This window comes from Streptomyces gilvosporeus (assembly GCF_002082195.1).
GTDB classification, from domain to species: domain Bacteria; phylum Actinomycetota; class Actinomycetes; order Streptomycetales; family Streptomycetaceae; genus Streptomyces; species Streptomyces gilvosporeus.
The window spans coordinates 265473-281177 of the sequence record NZ_CP020569.1 but is presented as its reverse complement, the minus strand read 5'-3'; the positions used below and the strand labels follow the sequence as shown (position 1 = coordinate 281177).

At 68.7% G+C, this 15705-nt stretch carries 18 protein-coding genes; 12 read left to right on the top strand and 6 right to left on the bottom strand.

Features of this window, described 5'->3' with window-relative positions:
- The first annotated feature begins 3 nt into the window (after window positions 1-3).
- Window positions 4-849: an amidohydrolase family protein gene (locus B1H19_RS01450; RefSeq protein ID WP_083109359.1), complete on the top strand. Its 846-nt coding sequence runs from the start codon at window positions 4-6 to the stop codon at window positions 847-849.
- Between the two features lie 68 nt (window positions 850-917).
- On the opposite strand, the gene B1H19_RS01445 is transcribed toward B1H19_RS01450, so the two are convergent.
- Complete coding sequence (locus B1H19_RS01445) at window positions 918-1838, bottom strand: GlxA family transcriptional regulator (RefSeq protein WP_083102456.1); 921 nt, start codon at window positions 1836-1838, stop codon at window positions 918-920.
- Window positions 1835-2458: a cysteine hydrolase family protein gene (locus B1H19_RS01440; protein WP_083102455.1), complete on the bottom strand. Its 624-nt coding sequence runs from the start codon at window positions 2456-2458 to the stop codon at window positions 1835-1837. Before B1H19_RS01440 ends, B1H19_RS01445 begins: the two co-directional genes overlap by 4 nt.
- A 410-nt stretch (window positions 2459-2868) precedes the next feature.
- On the opposite strand from B1H19_RS01440, the gene B1H19_RS01430 reads away from it, so the two are divergent.
- Complete coding sequence (locus B1H19_RS01430; protein WP_083102453.1) at window positions 2869-3603, top strand: alpha/beta hydrolase; 735 nt, start codon at window positions 2869-2871, stop codon at window positions 3601-3603.
- A 230-nt stretch (window positions 3604-3833) separates the two neighbouring features.
- Here B1H19_RS01430 and B1H19_RS01425 read toward each other — a convergent pair whose 3' ends face one another.
- The 3 genes from B1H19_RS01425 to B1H19_RS01415 are packed head-to-tail and all read right to left on the bottom strand — an operon-like array spanning window position 3834 to window position 5618.
- Window positions 3834-4304 carry a hypothetical protein gene (locus B1H19_RS01425; protein ID WP_083102452.1) on the bottom strand — a complete coding sequence of 157 codons (471 nt, stop codon included), beginning with the start codon at window positions 4302-4304 and terminating at the stop codon, window positions 3834-3836.
- A gap of 19 nt (window positions 4305-4323) precedes the next feature.
- A complete protein-coding gene (locus B1H19_RS01420; protein ID WP_083102451.1) occupies window positions 4324-5325 on the bottom strand; it encodes a metallophosphoesterase family protein in 1002 nt (333 codons plus the stop codon).
- Window positions 5325-5618 carry a plastocyanin/azurin family copper-binding protein gene (locus B1H19_RS01415; protein WP_083102450.1) on the bottom strand — a complete coding sequence of 98 codons (294 nt, stop codon included), beginning with the start codon at window positions 5616-5618 and terminating at the stop codon, window positions 5325-5327. Before B1H19_RS01415 ends, B1H19_RS01420 begins: the two co-directional genes overlap by 1 nt.
- Window positions 5619-6428: 810 nt before the next feature.
- Between B1H19_RS01415 and B1H19_RS01410 the strand changes: the two genes are divergently transcribed.
- The 10 genes from B1H19_RS01410 to B1H19_RS01365 all read left to right on the top strand — a co-directional run bounded on the left by B1H19_RS01410 (window position 6429) and on the right by B1H19_RS01365 (window position 14420).
- Window positions 6429-7031, top strand: coding sequence for a sigma-70 family RNA polymerase sigma factor (locus B1H19_RS01410; protein ID WP_083102449.1), 603 nt, complete (start codon window positions 6429-6431; stop codon window positions 7029-7031).
- Window positions 7032-7056: 25 nt separating this feature from the next.
- Window positions 7057-7845, top strand: coding sequence for an anti-sigma factor (locus tag B1H19_RS01405; RefSeq protein WP_083109358.1), 789 nt, complete (start codon window positions 7057-7059; stop codon window positions 7843-7845).
- Between the two features lie 643 nt (window positions 7846-8488).
- Window positions 8489-8917 (top strand): ATP-binding protein, encoded by a 429-nt coding sequence (locus tag B1H19_RS39495; RefSeq protein ID WP_237289019.1) that lies wholly within the window; start codon window positions 8489-8491, stop codon window positions 8915-8917.
- A gap of 170 nt (window positions 8918-9087) precedes the next feature.
- Window positions 9088-9633, top strand: coding sequence for a hypothetical protein (locus B1H19_RS01395; protein ID WP_237289015.1), 546 nt, complete (start codon window positions 9088-9090; stop codon window positions 9631-9633).
- A 31-nt stretch (window positions 9634-9664) separates the two neighbouring features.
- A complete protein-coding gene (locus B1H19_RS38455; RefSeq protein WP_159027924.1) occupies window positions 9665-9985 on the top strand; it encodes a hypothetical protein in 321 nt (106 codons plus the stop codon).
- Window positions 9986-9987: 2 nt separating this feature from the next.
- On the top strand, window positions 9988-10263 hold the full coding sequence (tatA, locus tag B1H19_RS01385; protein ID WP_083102447.1) for a Sec-independent protein translocase subunit TatA: 276 nt from the start codon (window positions 9988-9990) through the stop codon (window positions 10261-10263).
- A gap of 281 nt (window positions 10264-10544) precedes the next feature.
- A complete protein-coding gene (tatC, locus tag B1H19_RS01380) occupies window positions 10545-11492 on the top strand; it encodes a twin-arginine translocase subunit TatC (RefSeq protein ID WP_083102446.1) in 948 nt (315 codons plus the stop codon).
- Between the two features lie 250 nt (window positions 11493-11742).
- On the top strand, window positions 11743-12234 hold the full coding sequence (locus B1H19_RS01375; RefSeq protein ID WP_083102445.1) for a GNAT family N-acetyltransferase: 492 nt from the start codon (window positions 11743-11745) through the stop codon (window positions 12232-12234).
- A gap of 12 nt (window positions 12235-12246) precedes the next feature.
- Window positions 12247-13620 carry a macrolide family glycosyltransferase gene (locus B1H19_RS01370; RefSeq protein WP_237289012.1) on the top strand — a complete coding sequence of 458 codons (1374 nt, stop codon included), beginning with the start codon at window positions 12247-12249 and terminating at the stop codon, window positions 13618-13620.
- A 158-nt stretch (window positions 13621-13778) separates the two neighbouring features.
- Complete coding sequence (locus B1H19_RS01365) at window positions 13779-14420, top strand: DUF1266 domain-containing protein (RefSeq protein ID WP_083102443.1); 642 nt, start codon at window positions 13779-13781, stop codon at window positions 14418-14420.
- Between the two features lie 57 nt (window positions 14421-14477).
- On the opposite strand, the gene B1H19_RS01360 is transcribed toward B1H19_RS01365, so the two are convergent.
- Window positions 14478-15512, bottom strand: coding sequence for a hypothetical protein (locus B1H19_RS01360; RefSeq protein WP_203237064.1), 1035 nt, complete (start codon window positions 15510-15512; stop codon window positions 14478-14480).
- Between the last annotated feature and the right edge of the window lie 193 nt (window positions 15513-15705).

Below are 15705 nucleotides of genomic sequence, written 5' to 3'. Positions count from 1 at the left end.
CTGATGGGCATCATCGACGCGCACCACCACGTATGGGACCTCGCCGTGCGCGACCAGGACTGGATCAACGGACCCGAACTCGCCCCGCTGCGCCGCGACTTCCCCCTCTGCGACCTGGAGCCGCAGGCACGCGCGGCAAACGTCGACCACACCCTCCTCGTCCAGACGATCACGGTGGCGGAGGAAACCCCGGAGCTCCTGGCGCTCGCGGCCGAGAGCGACCTGGTGGCGGGCGTGGTCGGCTGGACCGACCTCACCGCGCCCGACGTGGCCGAGACGCTGGCCCGGCTGCGTGCCCTACCCGGCGGCGAGTGGTTGCGGGGCATCCGCCACCAGGTGCAGGGTGAGCCGGACCCCTCATGGCTCACCCACCCCGACGTACTGCGCGGACTGCGGACGGTGGCACACGCGGGCCTCGTGTACGACGTGCTCGTCCTGCCGCACCAGCTGCCCGCGGCAACGTCCGCCGCCCGCCGACTCCCAGAACTCACCTTCGCGCTGGACCACCTGGGCAAACCACCCATCACCTCAGGCCAGTTGGCGCCATGGTCGGCTGCCGTCCGAGAGTTCGCGGCGCAGCCGAACACCGTCTGCAAGCTGTCCGGCATGGTCACCGAGGCCGACTGGCGTCGGTGGACGGTCGACGACCTGCGCCCCTACGCGGACACCGTGCTCGATGCCTTCGGCCCGCAGCGGTTGATGTTCGGATCCGACTGGCCGGTGTGCACGCTCGCCGCAAGCTACGCCGTGGTGGTGGACGCCACCGGTGCGCTCCTCGCGGGTCTGAGCCCTGACGAGAAGGCCGCCGTGTGGACGGGCACCGCCGAGCGCGTGTACGGGCTCGCCTGAGCCGACCTCTGACCTGCGCGGACGCCTCAGCGAACACGCCTCGGCGGGCGGAGGCCGGTCGCGGCCCGCTACGCCGAAGCCGACGCCCCGCGCGAACGCAGCCTGCGCAGCATCCGCGCGTCCTGGAACCCCACCGCGCGGGCCGCCGCCTCGACGGTGGCCCCCTGGGTGATCAGGTGCTCGGCCCGCTCCGTGCGCAGTTCCTGCTGGTATCGCAGTGGGGTCAGACCGGTGGACGCCGCGAACCGACGGGTGAGGGTCCGCTCGCTCAATCCGATCGCCGCGGCGAGGTCGGACAGCGCGAGCCGGTCGGCGAAACGGGCGTCGATGAGGTCCTGGGCGCGGTGCACCGCGTCGCTGACGTGCGCCCGGTGCCGCAGCATCGCGCTGGCCTGCCGCTCGTCGCCGTTGCGCCGCGCGTAGACGACCATCTGCCGGGCGATGCGTGCGGCGGCACCCGGCCCGTGGCGTACGGCGACCAGATGGAGGGCCAGGTCGATGCCGGAGGCGATCCCCGCGGAGGTGACCACCGTGCCGTCCAGGACGTAGAGCACGTCTCGTACCACGGTGGCCTTCGGATAGCGGCGGGCGAGTTCGTCCTGGACATCGTGGTGGGTGGTGCAGCGCCGCCCGTCCAGCAGGCCGGCCCGGCCCAGCGCGTCGGCTCCGGCGCACACCGAGGCCACCGTGCCGCCCGCCGTGTGGTGGGCGCGCAGCCAGGCCAGTGTGCGGGCCTGGAGGCGACCGGTGTCCCGCAGGGCCGGGGCCCGCCACCCGGGCACGACGATCAGATCGCCGGCGGTCAGCGACGGCAGCTCCACCGACGCCTTCAGCGGCACGCCCTGCGCGGTGGGCACGTCCTCCCGCTCGGCCACGAACGCCAACTCGTACCTGAGCCCCTGATCGGCCGCGGTCGAGAAGACCTGGGCCGGTCCCGCCAGGTCGAGCAGATGCAGTTCGGGGACGAGCAGGAAGACCACCCGGGTCACGATCCGGTCAGCTCCTTAACGGTGGTGACAGTGGCGAAACGTCCGGCCAGAGCGTACCGGGTCCGCTCGATGACGTCCGCCGGGCGCAGGGTGCGCGGATCGGCCAGCACCTCGGCGTACGGCCGCCCGGCGGGCGCGTCGGGATGCGGGATCGGTTCGGTGGCGGTCGCGTCCACCACGAACGTGACGGCGTAGCCGAGGTCGGAGGCCAGCCGGGTGGTGGTCTCCACGCACTGCTCGGTCCTGATCCCGCAGGTGATCAGCGAGCGGATGCCCCGCTCGGTGAGGATCTGCTGGAGGTTGGTGGTGGTGAAGGCGTTGTGCGAGGTCTTGACGAGCACCGGTTCGCCATCCCGCGCCGCGAGCGGCTCGATCAGCCGGACGTGGCCGAGCGCCGGGTCGAAGACGGTGCCGGTGCCTGGCTCGGAATGCAGCACCCACACCACCAGGTCACCGCGGTCCCGCGCGAAATCCGTAAGCCGGGCCACCTGCTGTGCCACCTCGGGGTCGGAGCCGTACTGCCAGCTCTCGCGCTGCCGGAAGGACTCCTGGACGTCAATGACGAGCAGCGCGGTGCCGGTCGCCGGGTGGTGTGCCTGGGCGTTCGTGTTCTCGGTCATGCCCCGATCCTCGCCCGGCCCGGTCGCCGGGTGCCAGGCATGATCGTGTCTGTATGCGGAACGATCTGGACACCGTCGCACACGGGCTCACAGCCCTTTCTGGGCGAACAACCGCCACCGCTGTGCTCCAGCGGCCGTGCAACGAGTCGAGCCCGTTCGGCATGTCCCTCAAGGAGAACCGGCCGGCACTTTCAGGCAATTGCGTCGATCACCTGCCGGTGAACCCGCCATCGCCAAAAACCCGTTGGCGGACCACGGCGACCACTGCTACTTTTCCGGAGGCCGTGCGAGAGACCGAGGAGGTGGTACCCGTGAACGCAGTATCGACATGGGTGCTCCCCTCCGGGGCCACGGTCGGGCGATAGGTCGTCCGGGAGCGCCATTCAGGAGCACTCCCGAAAGGCACGACCATGCACTTCACTTCTGAACGGCGTCTCGACGACGGTGTCCTCGAGCGCGAATTCACCCTCGGTGAGATTCCCGGCTTCCTGTGGACGCCCGCGTCCGCATCCGCACCGGTCCCGCTGATTCTGCTCGGCCCCCCGCCGCTCGGACTGCGCAAGGTGTACCCCCGACTGGTGGCGCGGGCCCGGCACGCCGCGGCGGATGGCTTCGCCACGGCCACCATCGAGCTCCCCGGCAGCGGCGACCGGCCCCGTTGGGCCGCCGCCGAGCAGGCCCTCGCCGACCTGCGCCGGGCGATGGAGGCCGGCGAGCCGGTCACCGACGAGATCATCGACGCCCTCATCCTCCCGCTGGTCGCCAAGGCGGTCCCGGAATGGCGGGTCACCCTGGACGCCCTCCTTGCGCTGCCCGAAATCGGCGGCCCGGTCGGCTACTCGGGGGGAGTGATCTCCATCGGCGTCCGGCTGGCGATGGTCGAGCCGCGCATCGTGGCCGCCGGTCTCTTCGCCGGGAGTTTCGTGCCTCGCGCGATGTTCGAGGAGGCCCGCCAGGTCACCATTCCGCTGCACGTCCTGCTGCAGTGGGACGACGAAGGGAACGACCGGCAGGCGGCCCTGGACCTGTTCGACGCCTTCGGCTCCAAGGAGAAGACCCTGCACGCCAATATGGGCGGGCACACCGGCGTCCCGCAGTTCGCGGGGGACGCCGCGGCCCACTTCTTCGCCCGGCACCTGAAGTGAGGCCGGGCCGTCAGGCCACCGGTCGACGGTAAGCCGTGTTGGCCAGGACGTCCCTCGTAGAGGGCACGTCCCGGCTCTCTGCTGTTCATGCCGCGGGCTTAGCGCGGGGCCGGAACGTGAACGAGCGGCCATGGACCGAGACTGTGCAGGACGCCTACAGCTCGCACCGGCCGCACTCGCGGGCCGGGAACTTGACGCGGGTGACGGGTGTGTCCCGATGGCTGGTGGTCTCACGCCAGATGGTGTTCTGCTTGCCGCCGGGGCAGGTGACGGTGTGTTGGTCCCAGTCGGATGGTGAAGCGGGTCTTGTCGGAGTGACCCGATACGGCCTGCTGACGTGAGCTGACCGGTTTGACCGGTTTGACCGGTCCGGTTAGCTCCACTCGGTGATCGCGGCGGGCGTGGTGGATCTGCTCGGCGTCGATGTATCCGGCGTCCACCAGGTGCTCGTCCGGCAGAAGGCCCCGCCCGGCCAGGGTGGTGTGGATGTCTTCCAGGACGGCATCGTCGTTGACCGGTGCCGGGATGGTGTGGATGTGGGTGGACAGGTGCGGGGCGTCAGGCTCGCAGGTCTCGCTGAGGTGGACCTTGTAGCCGGACCAGCCCAGATCCCGTTTGGCCCCGGTCCTTGCCTCGGGCTCATAGGGGGTGCGTAAGCGGATCAGGCCGGGGGGAAGGTCCTTCAACTCACGCCAGCGCACGCGAGGAGTCTTCGGGCGTTCAAGCCAGCCTCTGGTCCTTGATGGCCAGTTCGCGGTCGCCTTGGCGGTAGCCGACGCTGCGGATGCCGAGTGCGGATTTGAGCTGCCGGGCAGGGACGACCTGCGGGGTGGGGGCGGGGCCGCGGCCCGGTTTGGGCAGAGGGTAGGCGGTGGTGGTGGCGGAGTGGAAGGTGATGTTGCCGTCTGTCTTGGTGAACAGCTGGTGGACGTGCCCGTTGAGGCAGGTGACGGAGGAGAAGCGGCGCAGGAGGGCGATGACCTTGAGGGCGTCGTCGGTGCTCCAGCCCCACTGCGGGTACATGGCGAACAGCGGGATGTGGCTGAAGACCACGATGGGGGTGTCCGACGACAGTCCGGCGATGTCCCTGCGAACGAAGTCGATCTGTTCGTTGCCGAGGTGGCCGAGCTTCTCCAGGCTCAGGGTGTTGACCAGGGCGATGAAGTGTACGCCGTGGGTGTCGAAGCTGTACCAGCCGTCGCCGAGCGTGCCCATGCCGAAGGTCCGCCGGTAGGCGCGGCCTGCATCGCCGATGGAGTCGTGCTCGCCCGGCACGGTGAAGATGCGGTCCGTCTTCATTGCGGTCATCAGCTGCTTGACCTGGTCGAACTGTCCGGCCGTGGACAGATGGGTCAGGTCGCCGCTGTGCATGACGAAGTCCGGCCTGAATCCGAGGGAGTTGACCTGGTTGATCGCTTCGGTGAACGAGCCGACCACGTCCAGGTTCGCCGGGCCCCGGAATCCGATATGGCTGTCGGAGACCTGCACGAACCGCAGCGCGCCGCTTCCAGCCGCACCGTCTCCGGCGGCGGCCGCGGCGTTGGTGTCCCGGGAGTCCGCTATGTGGCTGATCACTTCTCCACCGGCCACGGTCAGCACCACCGCGCCCCCGAACCACCCTGCATGCCGGAGGAGTTGACGCCGATTCATGCCGTGTTCGGTATCGGGCCGACCGGCGTCTCCGGCCGATGCCCCGTCGTCACTGTCGTAGTAGTTCGTCATCAGGTCACCTCCACGGTGGCGGTCATGAACGGATGGATGGTGCAGAGGTAGGCATAGGTGCCGGGCTTGGTGAACGTGTAGCTGTAGGTGTCGTGGGTGGCCATGGCGGCCGAGTGCAACGGACCGCCCGCTCCGGCGCTGGTGACGGTGTGGGAGTCGCCGTCCTGATTGGTCCAGGTCACCGTCGTGCCCACTTTGACCTTCAGCGTGGCCGGAGTGAAGGCGAAGTTCTTGATCGCCACGGCGTTCCTGGCCACCGGTGCGGCCGGCGCGCCCGTGCCCGAGGGACTCATGGGCATGCTCATGCCCGGCATCGGCGAGGTGCCGGAAGCGGAGCCCGCCGTGTTCCCCGACCCCGTGGCTCCGCTCCCCGACCCCGTGGCTCCGGGCATACCTGCCGTCTGGTGCTGACCCGGACCGGGTGTGATGGCGCCGGCTCCGGTGGACGAGGAATGCGACGACTGGCCGCATGAACTGAGGAGCCCCAGTGCGCCGGCAGTGGCGATGGTGGCGACGGCCAGCCCGGCCGCAGTCCGTGATCGACGGCCTGGTGGACGAAAGTTCAGGTGCATGGTGTCCGTTCCTCACTGATCAGGCGGAGACGGGGACTGCTCCGGCGGGGCGGACGCAGCCGCAGGGATGTGTGTGAATGCCGTGTTCAAGGGCGCGTGCCCGTCACGGAGTCGGCGGTCGAGCACCGGCCGAGGCTGCGCGGTGGCGCCGACTTCGATGCACGGGGCGGGGTGAGCGTGGCCGGCGCCAGGAGCGCTTGCGTCGCGTGGTGTTTTTCGGTCACCTCTGGTCCCTCCTTTGCCGCGTGGGGAATCGATGAGGAGTTGCGCGTAAGTCGACTCTTGTCCGGCTCCACGGACGGCGGGGCTCCCACGGTTCGATGGATATGCACTTTTTGTGAGCCCTCTTGTTTTGCGAGACCTCTTGGCGTAGCCGCGGATCAGCCGGCCTCCTGTGGGCGGCGCACTCGCTGGGTCCTGGTGGCGCCGCAAGGGCGGCAGGGACGTATCGCCCGCGGCACTCACAGAGCGTCACCCGTATCGTGCCGTGCGTTACGGGACAAAGCGGTACATGTGCGCGATGATCGACATATGCCCTGGAGTTCCAGAAAACGTGGTCCAAGGACCGATCCGGATCGCTCCGCGCACCGTGTCACTGGTAAAGGGACCCTTTCGACCGCAGACGAGGAACTGCTGCGCACTCTGTACGCGGAGCACGCAGGAGCCCTGTTCCACTACGTGCTGCGACTGACCTCAGGAGATCGGCAATGGGCGGAGGACGTGGTGCAGGAGACGATGCTGCGAGCGTGGCAGCATCCCGCCGCGTTCGACCCCGCACGCGGCCCGGCCCGGGCATGGCTGTGTACGGTCGCCCGGCACCTGGTCATCGACGCCCACCGGGCCCGGCAGGCCAGGCCGGCCGAGGCCGGCGGCGAGGTGCTGGAGCGAGCCGCCGAGCAGAAACCCGGCGAGGACGATATCGAGCAGGCACTTCAGAGCTGGGCGATTGCCGACGCGGTCCGGTCGCTGTCGCCGGACCACCGCGCCGTCCTGCTGGAGACCTACTTCCGTGGCCGGACCATGGTGGAGGCCGCACAGGTGCTGGGCATCCCGCTGGGCACCGTGAAGTCACGTACGCACTACGCCCTGCACGCCCTGCGGCTGGCGCTACAGGAACGGGGGATCGCGCCATGACCGTGGCGGGCGGGAGGTGGCGACCATGAGTGCGGAGCACGACTCCCTCCGGCTGGCGCTGGGAGGATACGTCCTGAGCACGCTGCCCTCGGCGGAAATGGAACGGGTACGCGTCCACCTCGCGGAGTGCGCCGAATGTCGGGCCGAACACGCCCAGCTGGCGGGATTGCCCGCGCTGCTGGCGACGGTGACCGAAGCCGAAGCCGCAGGCCGGACGGTGCCGACGGCCGATGGGGACCTGGCCGACCGGCTGGTGGCACGGGCAGCCGAAGGCGCGCAGGGCTCCGTGCACGAACGGCCCGCCGCGCCCGCGGCGTCGCAGGTGCCGGAGGGGGGTGTGCTGGAGAGGCTGCTCCAGCAGGCCGCTTCCCGGCGCCGCAGGACCTGGCGTCTGCAACTGGCCGGCGCTGCCGCCTCGCTGACGTTCATCGCGGCGGCGGCCGGCGGCACTTGGCTGGCGACTGTCGGATCCGTGGGCAGTCAGGCGACGCCGCCTGGGCCCACCGCGCCGGCCGCCTGGCGCACCTTCGCCGGAAGCGATCCCGCCACCGGCGTCACCGCCTCGGTGAAGGTCTCGCCCTCTGCCTGGGGCAGTGTCGTACAGGTCTCCGCCAAGGGGGCACCCGCCGGAATCACCTGCCATCTACAGGCGATCGGGCCCGGCGGAGCCAGGACGGACGTCGCTACCTGGCGGGCAGGCAAGTACCCTCCCGGCACCACGATCCAAGGAGCGGTTGCCATGTCCCCGGGAGCCATCGAGCACTTCGAGATCCACGCGGGCAACGGTCAGAAGCTGGTCACCATCCGGGCGTGACGCGAGACCAGGACGGTCGGGCCCTGGTCACCCTCCCCCTGGCTCCAACGAATCGGCCCAGTCCTCGGCCGACTTGATGCCAGCGTGTGCCGAGCGCCGATGGGTCGTGCACTCCCCGTCCGGGTGGCCGATGGCACCGCCCGGTCTTTACGGCGGCCCGGCCGAGATGTTCCCCCGGCGCGAGCAGCGGTATGCGGTTGCGGTTCGCCGAACGGCCGGCGGCCTCGACTCTCCCTTTTTCCTCCGAAGTCCGTGCAGCCCGGAGAAGAGGATCCAGGATGCCGGCACCCCAAGTGGCGCGACCAAGCCGGGGTGCGGGCAGGGACGTTCGTCCGGCTCTACGGCGTGGGGTTCCCGCAAGGCCGTCCGGACGACCACGGGGGAGGAGACCGAGCCGCCGGTGCCTGATTCGGCCGAGTTCGGCATCAAGCTCTGACAGAGGCGAGTGGGCCAGGCCGCCGGCGGTGACACGACGTGCAAGAAGTCGAACAAAAGGGGCGAAGGGCTCGAACCGTTCGGCATGCGTGGCCCGTGGAACTTAATGAGCGCGCCCATTCAGGATCCCGCCTCCCCACCACTCCCGAAGTTGTCGGCGGCCACCCCCATTCCGGCCTCCGCACCTCCACAGAAGAGCCAGAAGACCATGTTTGTGACCGATTTCCCCAGCCCGAGTTCGCTGCTCGGCCGGCCCGGCCGCCACCAGGCGCTGCTCACCCTGCCCGCGCAGGAGGCGCACGTCTCCGCCGCTCGTCACTTCGCGGCCGATCTGCTGGAGACCTGGAGTGTGCCCGCAAGCGAGCGGGACTCCGCCGTTCTCATCGTCGACGAACTCGCCGCCAACGCCGCGCAGTACGGCCACGAGCACATGACCCTGCTGCTCGAACTCGACGACGGCACTCTGCACATTGTGGTCACCGACTCCGGCACGACCGTGGAACACCATCGCCCCGACATCGCCCCCGACGAACACGGCCGCGGCACCGGCATCGTCCAGTACCTCGCCCAGTCGACCGAGGTTCACCAGACACGCAGCGGCCGCGAAGTCCGCGCCTGTCTGAGGTGCTCGCCATGACCGGGCCGGACGTTCCGCACGAGCTGCGACCCCCTGCCGGGACCGGCACCGCCGCACAGCGACGGGTCACCGGAGGCGGCTGCGGCGCCGGGTCACCCGACGAACCGCCGAGTGGGCCTTCGCGACCCACAAGCCGTGCCCCGTCGACGGCAGTCCGAGCGCGGCCCCAGGTGCCCATCCGGTCCGCGGCACACCCATCGGCCCTTGATCACGGCGACCCCGATCCCGACCACGACACGGTGCTGTGTCAACCGCTGCGGCGCCAGCCCGTACGTACCGACGGATGCGTAAGCGCGAACGTCACGCCGACCCCGAACAGCGGCGAGAGCATCAGCGCCCCGCCCCCGCACGAGGCGTACGCGAATGCGCCGGACCTGCGCCGCGAGATGCACCACGTGCTCGCACTCGGGGCCGAACGCGACGGCCGCCAGACCAGGCCCGTCACCGGCCCCCCGGTCGATGCGACGGCCGCCGAACGCACCTGGCGGCTACGCCGGGCCGCCCTCATGGACCGGATGGCCCTGGACGACCCCCGCCCCGGCCCGGTCGCAGCCGCCGCAGAGACCGCCGAACGACTCGTCCTGCACGACCGCCGCCATCCCGACCTGGTGGCCGGCCCGCACCACCCCGACACGATCACGCTCGCCCCCAGCCGCCGCCTCTACGTCCGCCAGGAGTACGCCGCCTGGACAGCCGCCGAGCGCACCGGGATCTGAATCGACCCCGACCCGACAGGAAGAAGGAGACATGACCCGCAACGACATCGACACCCGGCACGCCCCCGCAGCAGCCGGCCGACGCCACTCGCCTCGCCTTCCCTGCCCGACGGCCACGCGTGAACATCTCGCCGGTCGGCGACAGGGACGGTCACGCCAGGGAAAGCCGATGAACGCACCGCGCCCGAACGCGACGACCCATCGGCTGTTCCAGGTGCACCGGAAAACCGCCTCCCAGGCGCCCGCGCACGAGACCGCGCGCGCTCCCGCTCCCACCGCTGCCGCGCAGGAACAAGCGGCACGGATCACCGAGTCCGGCATGAAGGCCGACGTGTTCGAAAGGGTGGTGTGACGATGTTCCGCAACGCGCTGGAGCCCTGGCACCTGCTGATCCTGGTCGCGGTGGTGGTTTTGATCTTCGGCTCGAAGAAACTCCCCGACACGGCCCGGGCGCTGGGTAAGTCCATGCGGATCCTCAAGAGCGAGACCAACGCCATGAAGGACGACGGCGCCTCGAACGAGCCACGCCCCGAGCCCGAGCCTGCACCGGGACCGCGGACGGTCTCGGGCGCTCCCGGAGACACCGCCACCGCCCGCACCGCGCCCAAGGACAGCACGACCAGACACTGAGACCGTGCCCGGTCCTGCGCGTCCCTGGCAGCACTGTTTCCCGGCCCGAGCGCGGCGCGTGGACGGCCCGAGGACCGTCGTAAGCCGCCCGCCCTCGGGCCGGGCAGGGCACGGCAGATCAGCTGGCGGTGAGTGGCGCCGATCTGGACCCACTGCCTCCTGGACGCGCTACCGGCCGCAACCGGCGCCGTGGCGACCTCGCGCCCCCCGCATGACGGAGACGATCAAGTACCAACGCAGGGCCGGTAGTTTCCGGTCTGCCGCACGAGATGAGGACTGGCGTGTCCCAGTCGGCCCGCAACAAGCAGCAGGATCCCGAGGGGCGGATGCCGCTCGCGGAGCATCTTCGTGAGCTCCGCAACCGGCTCGCCAAGGCCGTCCTTGCCATCCTGGTCGTCACGATCGCCGCGGCCTTCTCCTACAAGGGCATCGTCAACTTCCTCACCAGGCCGGTGCTGGACTCGGTCGGCTGCCCGACGTCCTTCGCCGATCTGGCCAAGCAGACCGCGGACACCGCCTGCGCGCGGATCACGATCAGCGGCCTGCTCGCGCCCTTCACCCTGGCGCTGAAGGTGTCCCTGATGGCCGGCGTCGTGCTGGCCTCGCCGGTATGGCTGTACCAGCTGTGGGCGTTCGTCGCCCCCGGCCTGCACAAGCACGAGCGGAAATACGCCTACGCGTTCGCCGGCGCGGGCGTCCCGCTGTTCTTCGGCGGCGCCTTCTTCGCCTACAAGGTGCTGCCCAAGACCGCGAAGGTACTGATCAGCTTCACCCCGCGCGGGGTGGACAACCTGCTGCCGTTGGACGATCTGCTCGATCTCGTCACCCGCATGGTGGTCGTCTTCGGCCTGTCCTTCGAGATGCCGCTGCTGCTGGTGATGCTGAACCTCACCGGAGTGCTGTCCGGCCGGCGGATGCTCAGCTGGTGGCGCGGCATGATCATGGGGATCACGGTCTTTTCGGCTGTGGCGACGCCGAGCACCGACCCGCTGACCATGCTGGCGATGGCCGCGCCGATCTGGGCGTTCTACTTCGCCGCCGTTGCCTTTTCGCTTCTCCACGACCGGCGCAAGGCCCGAAGAGCGGCAGCGGGACCCGGCGACGACGAGATCTCCGACCTCGACCTCACACCGCAGGACATAGGCGAAGTGGAATCCGCGTCCGCCGGCCGGGCCCTGCCCGCGCAGCCGTACGCCGACGACGACCGCGCCGACGGTGAGGCGACGTGACTTGAGGGAGCCTCCAGCAGGGTCGGGACCGGCACGGCGGCTGTGAGGGCTCCGTGTGACGCCTCAGCCGGCAACTTCCGCCGGTCCGGCTGCCGGTCGAGGACTACTGAACTGTTGGATTTCTGCAGTGCTTCGGGTGCTGTTCAATCTCGTGTCCAGGTGCTGTCGGTTCGCGGGTTCTGGCTCAACTTCCGTGATGCCGTAACTTTCCGTCATGCGTGCGCTTCCAAGTCGAAGGGGAGAGTGACTGATGGCCGATGGAGTAGTTCTCGACGGAGTGCTGACCCGTCTCATCCCGACGACCGAAGATGATGTGGACCTGCTGGCCCAATGGTTCGCTTCCCCAGACTTCGTCGAGCACTGGGGTGGCGTACCGATATCGCGTGACGAGGTGGCCGAGAAGTACGTCGGGCGGCGTCGGCCGCGTGTGGAGTCTTTCCTTGTACTGGCACAGGGCACACCGGTGGGCTACGCGCAGTACTGGCACGCTGGCGTGGCTGAAGGCGGCATCGACATGGTGTTGGCACCGGAGGCGCGGGGCCGGGCCTTGGGGCCGGATGCCGCTCGCGCGCTCCTTGCGCACTTGGGCGGGAATCTTGGATGGCGGCGCGTGACAGTCGATCCCGTGAGAGGGAACGTGCGGGCAGTGCGCGCCTGGGAGAAGGCCGGCTTCCGGCAGGTGTCGAGCGAAGCAGAGAACCTCCTCATGGAGTTCACCTTTTCCGAGGGCCGCCAGGGCTGACCGCTGTGCGTCATGGCCGACGGTCACTACTGGTTACGACAGCAGGACTCGTTTCCGGAGGAGTTGGAAGCCGGCTCGCTGTGGAACTCGTACGACTGGCTCCGCATGTGCGTTACCAGCTACGGGAGTTGGGCTTACGCCGAGATCACTGGCGATCGCAGGGGGGCCGAGGGGTGGAGATCACGGTTGGGTAGGATCTGTGACATGTCCAAACACTTGCTATTCGTAGCCCTTTTCGGACACGGGCACGTCAATCCCACACTGCCGTTGGTCGAGGAACTCGTGCGGCGGGGACACCGGGTCGACTACGCCACCAGCGCGGAGCACGCCGACGCGGTCACCAAGGCCGGCGCACACTGGGTGGAGCTGCAGTGTTCACCCGAGTTGCTCACCGCCCCGCCGCGGGAGTTCGGCCCGGAGGAAATCGCCGCCTGGATGCGTCGTCTGTTCGCGGAAATGAGCGGTTCGGTGTATCCGGCGGTGCGCGACTACTGTGCCGCCGAGTCGCCGGACGTGATTTGTTACGACGGCTTCAACTGGCCGGGCCGGGTCGTCGCCGAGCAACTGGGCCTTCCCGCCGTACGGTGCATTCCCAACTTCGCCTCGAACGAAGAGTTTTCGCTCTTCGACGCCATCAAGAAGGGGCACGGCGACGAGAACCCCATCCTGTCCCAACTCGCCGCCACCTGTGCGGAATTCTCCGCCGAACACGGTGTCGCGCTCGCCCCGGAGAACGTACTGGACGCCACCGAAGATCTGAACCTTGTGTTCATACCCAGGCAGTTCCAGCCGGCCGGTGACACCTTCGATGAACGGTTCCAGTTCATAGGCCCCTCGGTGGGCAACCGGGAGCACGCCGAACCGTGGTCGCCGGCCGATCCCGAGGCTCCCGTACTGTTCATCTCGCTCGGAACGGTCTTCAACGACCGGCCCGAGTTCTACCGCACCTGCATCGATGCCTTCGGCGATGGTCACTATCAAGTGGCCATGACCGTAGGCGGCCTGGACCCGGCCGAGCTCGGAGAAATTCCGCCGACCATCGACGTCCGGTCGCATTTCCCGCAGTTGGCCGTGCTCCAGCATGCCGACGCCTTCGTCTCCCACACCGGAATGAACTCCACGATGGAGGCCCTGTATTACGGGGTGGGACTGGTCGCCGTTCCGCAAATGCCCGAGCAGGCGGCCAATGCCGGGCGGGTGCAGGAACTGGGACTCGGAGAGCGGCTGGACCCCGACACGGTGACTGCCGAGTCGTTGCGTGCCACGGTCGACCGCATCGTGGCCGACGACACGGTGCGCGCCAATCTCGACCGGATGCGCAAGGTCGTCAGGGAGAGCGGCGGAGCGGTCCGCGGCGCGGAACTGATCGAGGAGTATCTCCGCTGAAGGCTGCCGCATGATGCCGGGGCGCGTAGAGCAGCGTGCCCCGGCTACCGGCGGTTCGGTCTCCCAAGAGCGTCGCGGAAGCGTGAATGTGTGGGAGAGGCCGGAGCGTTGAGGCCCTGTTTGACCTGCTGGTCAACGGTCTGTGAAGATCGCTGGCCATGAGTGGTTGGATACTTGCCTCGTCCCTGCTGAAGATGGCGTTCGGGCCGTCGGCGAAGAGGCGTTACCCCGCCGTGCTGACGCCGCACCAACGGTGGATGGTTTCGCTCGATGCGATTCTGACGGAGCGCATGTGGGGTCACGGCCACTTGATGCTGTACCCGCTGAAGCGGATCAACCCCAGTAACTGCAAGGTGAGCCTGGCGCAGAGCTGGGATATCACCTCGCCGGAAAGCCTGCAGGCGGCATTGCACCGGCTGGCTGCTGAGGGGCACCGGATGCAGATGGCACCGGTACTCGGGCACCCGCCGGTGGCCTGGGACTTCGGCCGCTACGTTTCGGTCGTCAGGTCGGGCTTCGGCGCCGGATACGTGGACGAGGCCGGCGCCTGGCAGCTGTTGGCGCGTGCGGCGGCGCCTGTGGCGCAGACGTACGGGTCCTGGCGAGCATTCGCCGACGACTTCGTAGCCGGACGCCAGATCTGGATGCAGAACGTCGGCCGTGAGTGGGCCGGGTCGCAGGAGGACACCATCCAGGCGGTGCAGCGCCTGCTGGACCCCGCAAACCCCAACAGCCCCTGGAATCAAGTGCCGTGGGAGACCATCTACCAGCCCGATCAGGTGTCACCGCAGCCTCGGTGAGCCAACCTCCACTACGGATTCCTCGAACTCGTCTGCAGCATCATCTGCTTGAGACGACTACGCACGGCATTCTGAAACATCAGTAGGGCCTTCCTCACCCTGGACAGGCAATGCTGACGTTGCTGATTGGTACGCCCTGGCCATGGCGTGGAAGGAGTGCTTGGGGGCGAGGCTGCCGTCGGGCATCAGCTTGCATACCCCGTAGGAGGCCATGTCGAGGTCGAAACGTGGGTCGGCGTGGTGCGGGTACTCGTAGCCGGCGAAGGTGAACCAGAAGGCGGTGTCCACGCCTTCCTCGTCGAAGACGGCGAGCATCTCGCGCAGGTAGTGGGCCTGTTCTTTCTCGTCGCGGACGTAATCGCCGTTGATGCGGGGCGGATCAGCGTCGTGATCGATGACATCTACCCAGCCCATGCCGCCGCGCTCGGCTGCGCCCCGGTAGGTGCAGCAGCCGAATTCGGTCGCCGCGAGCGGCTTACCGTGCCGGAAATACTCGCGCAAGCCCTGACGGAAGGCGTCACTGGCATCGCCGTAGGCGTCCGCACTGACGATGTCGAAGGGTGCCCAATCGACCTGTTCCCACGTTCCGGAAGCATAGGTGATCTTTCCGCGGAACCGTGAGCGCACCGTCTCTGCGATGTTGGCCAGCAAGGAGTTGAGCCGGGCAGGAACCTCGGCGAGCCCGGCCAATGCCTCGGGGGAGCCTTTGGTCAGGGCTTCGATTCTGGCGAGGCTGTCGTCTCCGGGGAGAATGTCGGCGGCAAACAGGCTTAGCTCGCAGCCGGTGACGAAGACGTCCGCTCCCACCTCCTGGGCGCGGTCGGCACAGGTGGCGAAGTAGGGCAGCAGCTCTTCGGCGGACAGTTCGCAAGGGAATGGGGAGAACCAGACCTCAAGCCCGGCATCGGCGGCGTGTCGGGCCGCAAGGGCAAGTCGCCCAGGGTCACCGCCGGTGATCCGCACGGCATCGCAGTGCAGGTCGTCTGCGATGACGCGGATCTCGCGTCGCACCGCGTCGGCGTCGAAGACGGGCCGCGAACTCTTTCCGCCCGGAGTGAAGCCGGTGTCGTAGGTGATGCCTTTGGCTCGCATGGGATGCTCCTGACAATCGATCGACATCTGTTGCCGCGACTCACCGGACGTCGATGGGAATCGGTTCGGCGGACGGATCGCATGGACGACTCGGGTGCGTCTTGAGTTCAGCGCGACGGCGACCCTTCGCCGCGCTGCCACCTCGCTTCTCCCTGGGAGACCACCTGACACGTGTGTTCGGCGATCGGAGTGG

Coding starts and splice junctions, on each gene's coding strand:
- B1H19_RS01450 (WP_083109359.1), top strand. CDS start 4: ATGGGCATCATCGACGCGCACCACCACGTATGGGACCTCGCCGTGCGC.
- B1H19_RS01440 (WP_083102455.1), bottom strand. CDS start 2,458: ATGACCGAGAACACGAACGCCCAGGCACACCACCCGGCGACCGGCACC.
- B1H19_RS01430 (WP_083102453.1), top strand. CDS start 2,869: ATGCACTTCACTTCTGAACGGCGTCTCGACGACGGTGTCCTCGAGCGC.
- B1H19_RS01420 (WP_083102451.1), bottom strand. CDS start 5,325: ATGACGAACTACTACGACAGTGACGACGGGGCATCGGCCGGAGACGCC.
- B1H19_RS01415 (WP_083102450.1), bottom strand. CDS start 5,618: ATGAGTCCCTCGGGCACGGGCGCGCCGGCCGCACCGGTGGCCAGGAAC.
- B1H19_RS01410 (WP_083102449.1), top strand. CDS start 6,429: ATGCCCTGGAGTTCCAGAAAACGTGGTCCAAGGACCGATCCGGATCGC.
- B1H19_RS01405 (WP_083109358.1), top strand. CDS start 7,057: ATGAGTGCGGAGCACGACTCCCTCCGGCTGGCGCTGGGAGGATACGTC.
- B1H19_RS39495 (WP_237289019.1), top strand. CDS start 8,489: ATGTTTGTGACCGATTTCCCCAGCCCGAGTTCGCTGCTCGGCCGGCCC.
- B1H19_RS38455 (WP_159027924.1), top strand. CDS start 9,665: ATGACCCGCAACGACATCGACACCCGGCACGCCCCCGCAGCAGCCGGC.
- tatA (WP_083102447.1), top strand. CDS start 9,988: ATGTTCCGCAACGCGCTGGAGCCCTGGCACCTGCTGATCCTGGTCGCG.
- B1H19_RS01375 (WP_083102445.1), top strand. CDS start 11,743: ATGGCCGATGGAGTAGTTCTCGACGGAGTGCTGACCCGTCTCATCCCG.
- B1H19_RS01370 (WP_237289012.1), top strand. CDS start 12,247: ATGGCCGACGGTCACTACTGGTTACGACAGCAGGACTCGTTTCCGGAG.
- B1H19_RS01365 (WP_083102443.1), top strand. CDS start 13,779: ATGAGTGGTTGGATACTTGCCTCGTCCCTGCTGAAGATGGCGTTCGGG.
- B1H19_RS01360 (WP_203237064.1), bottom strand. CDS start 15,512: ATGCGAGCCAAAGGCATCACCTACGACACCGGCTTCACTCCGGGCGGA.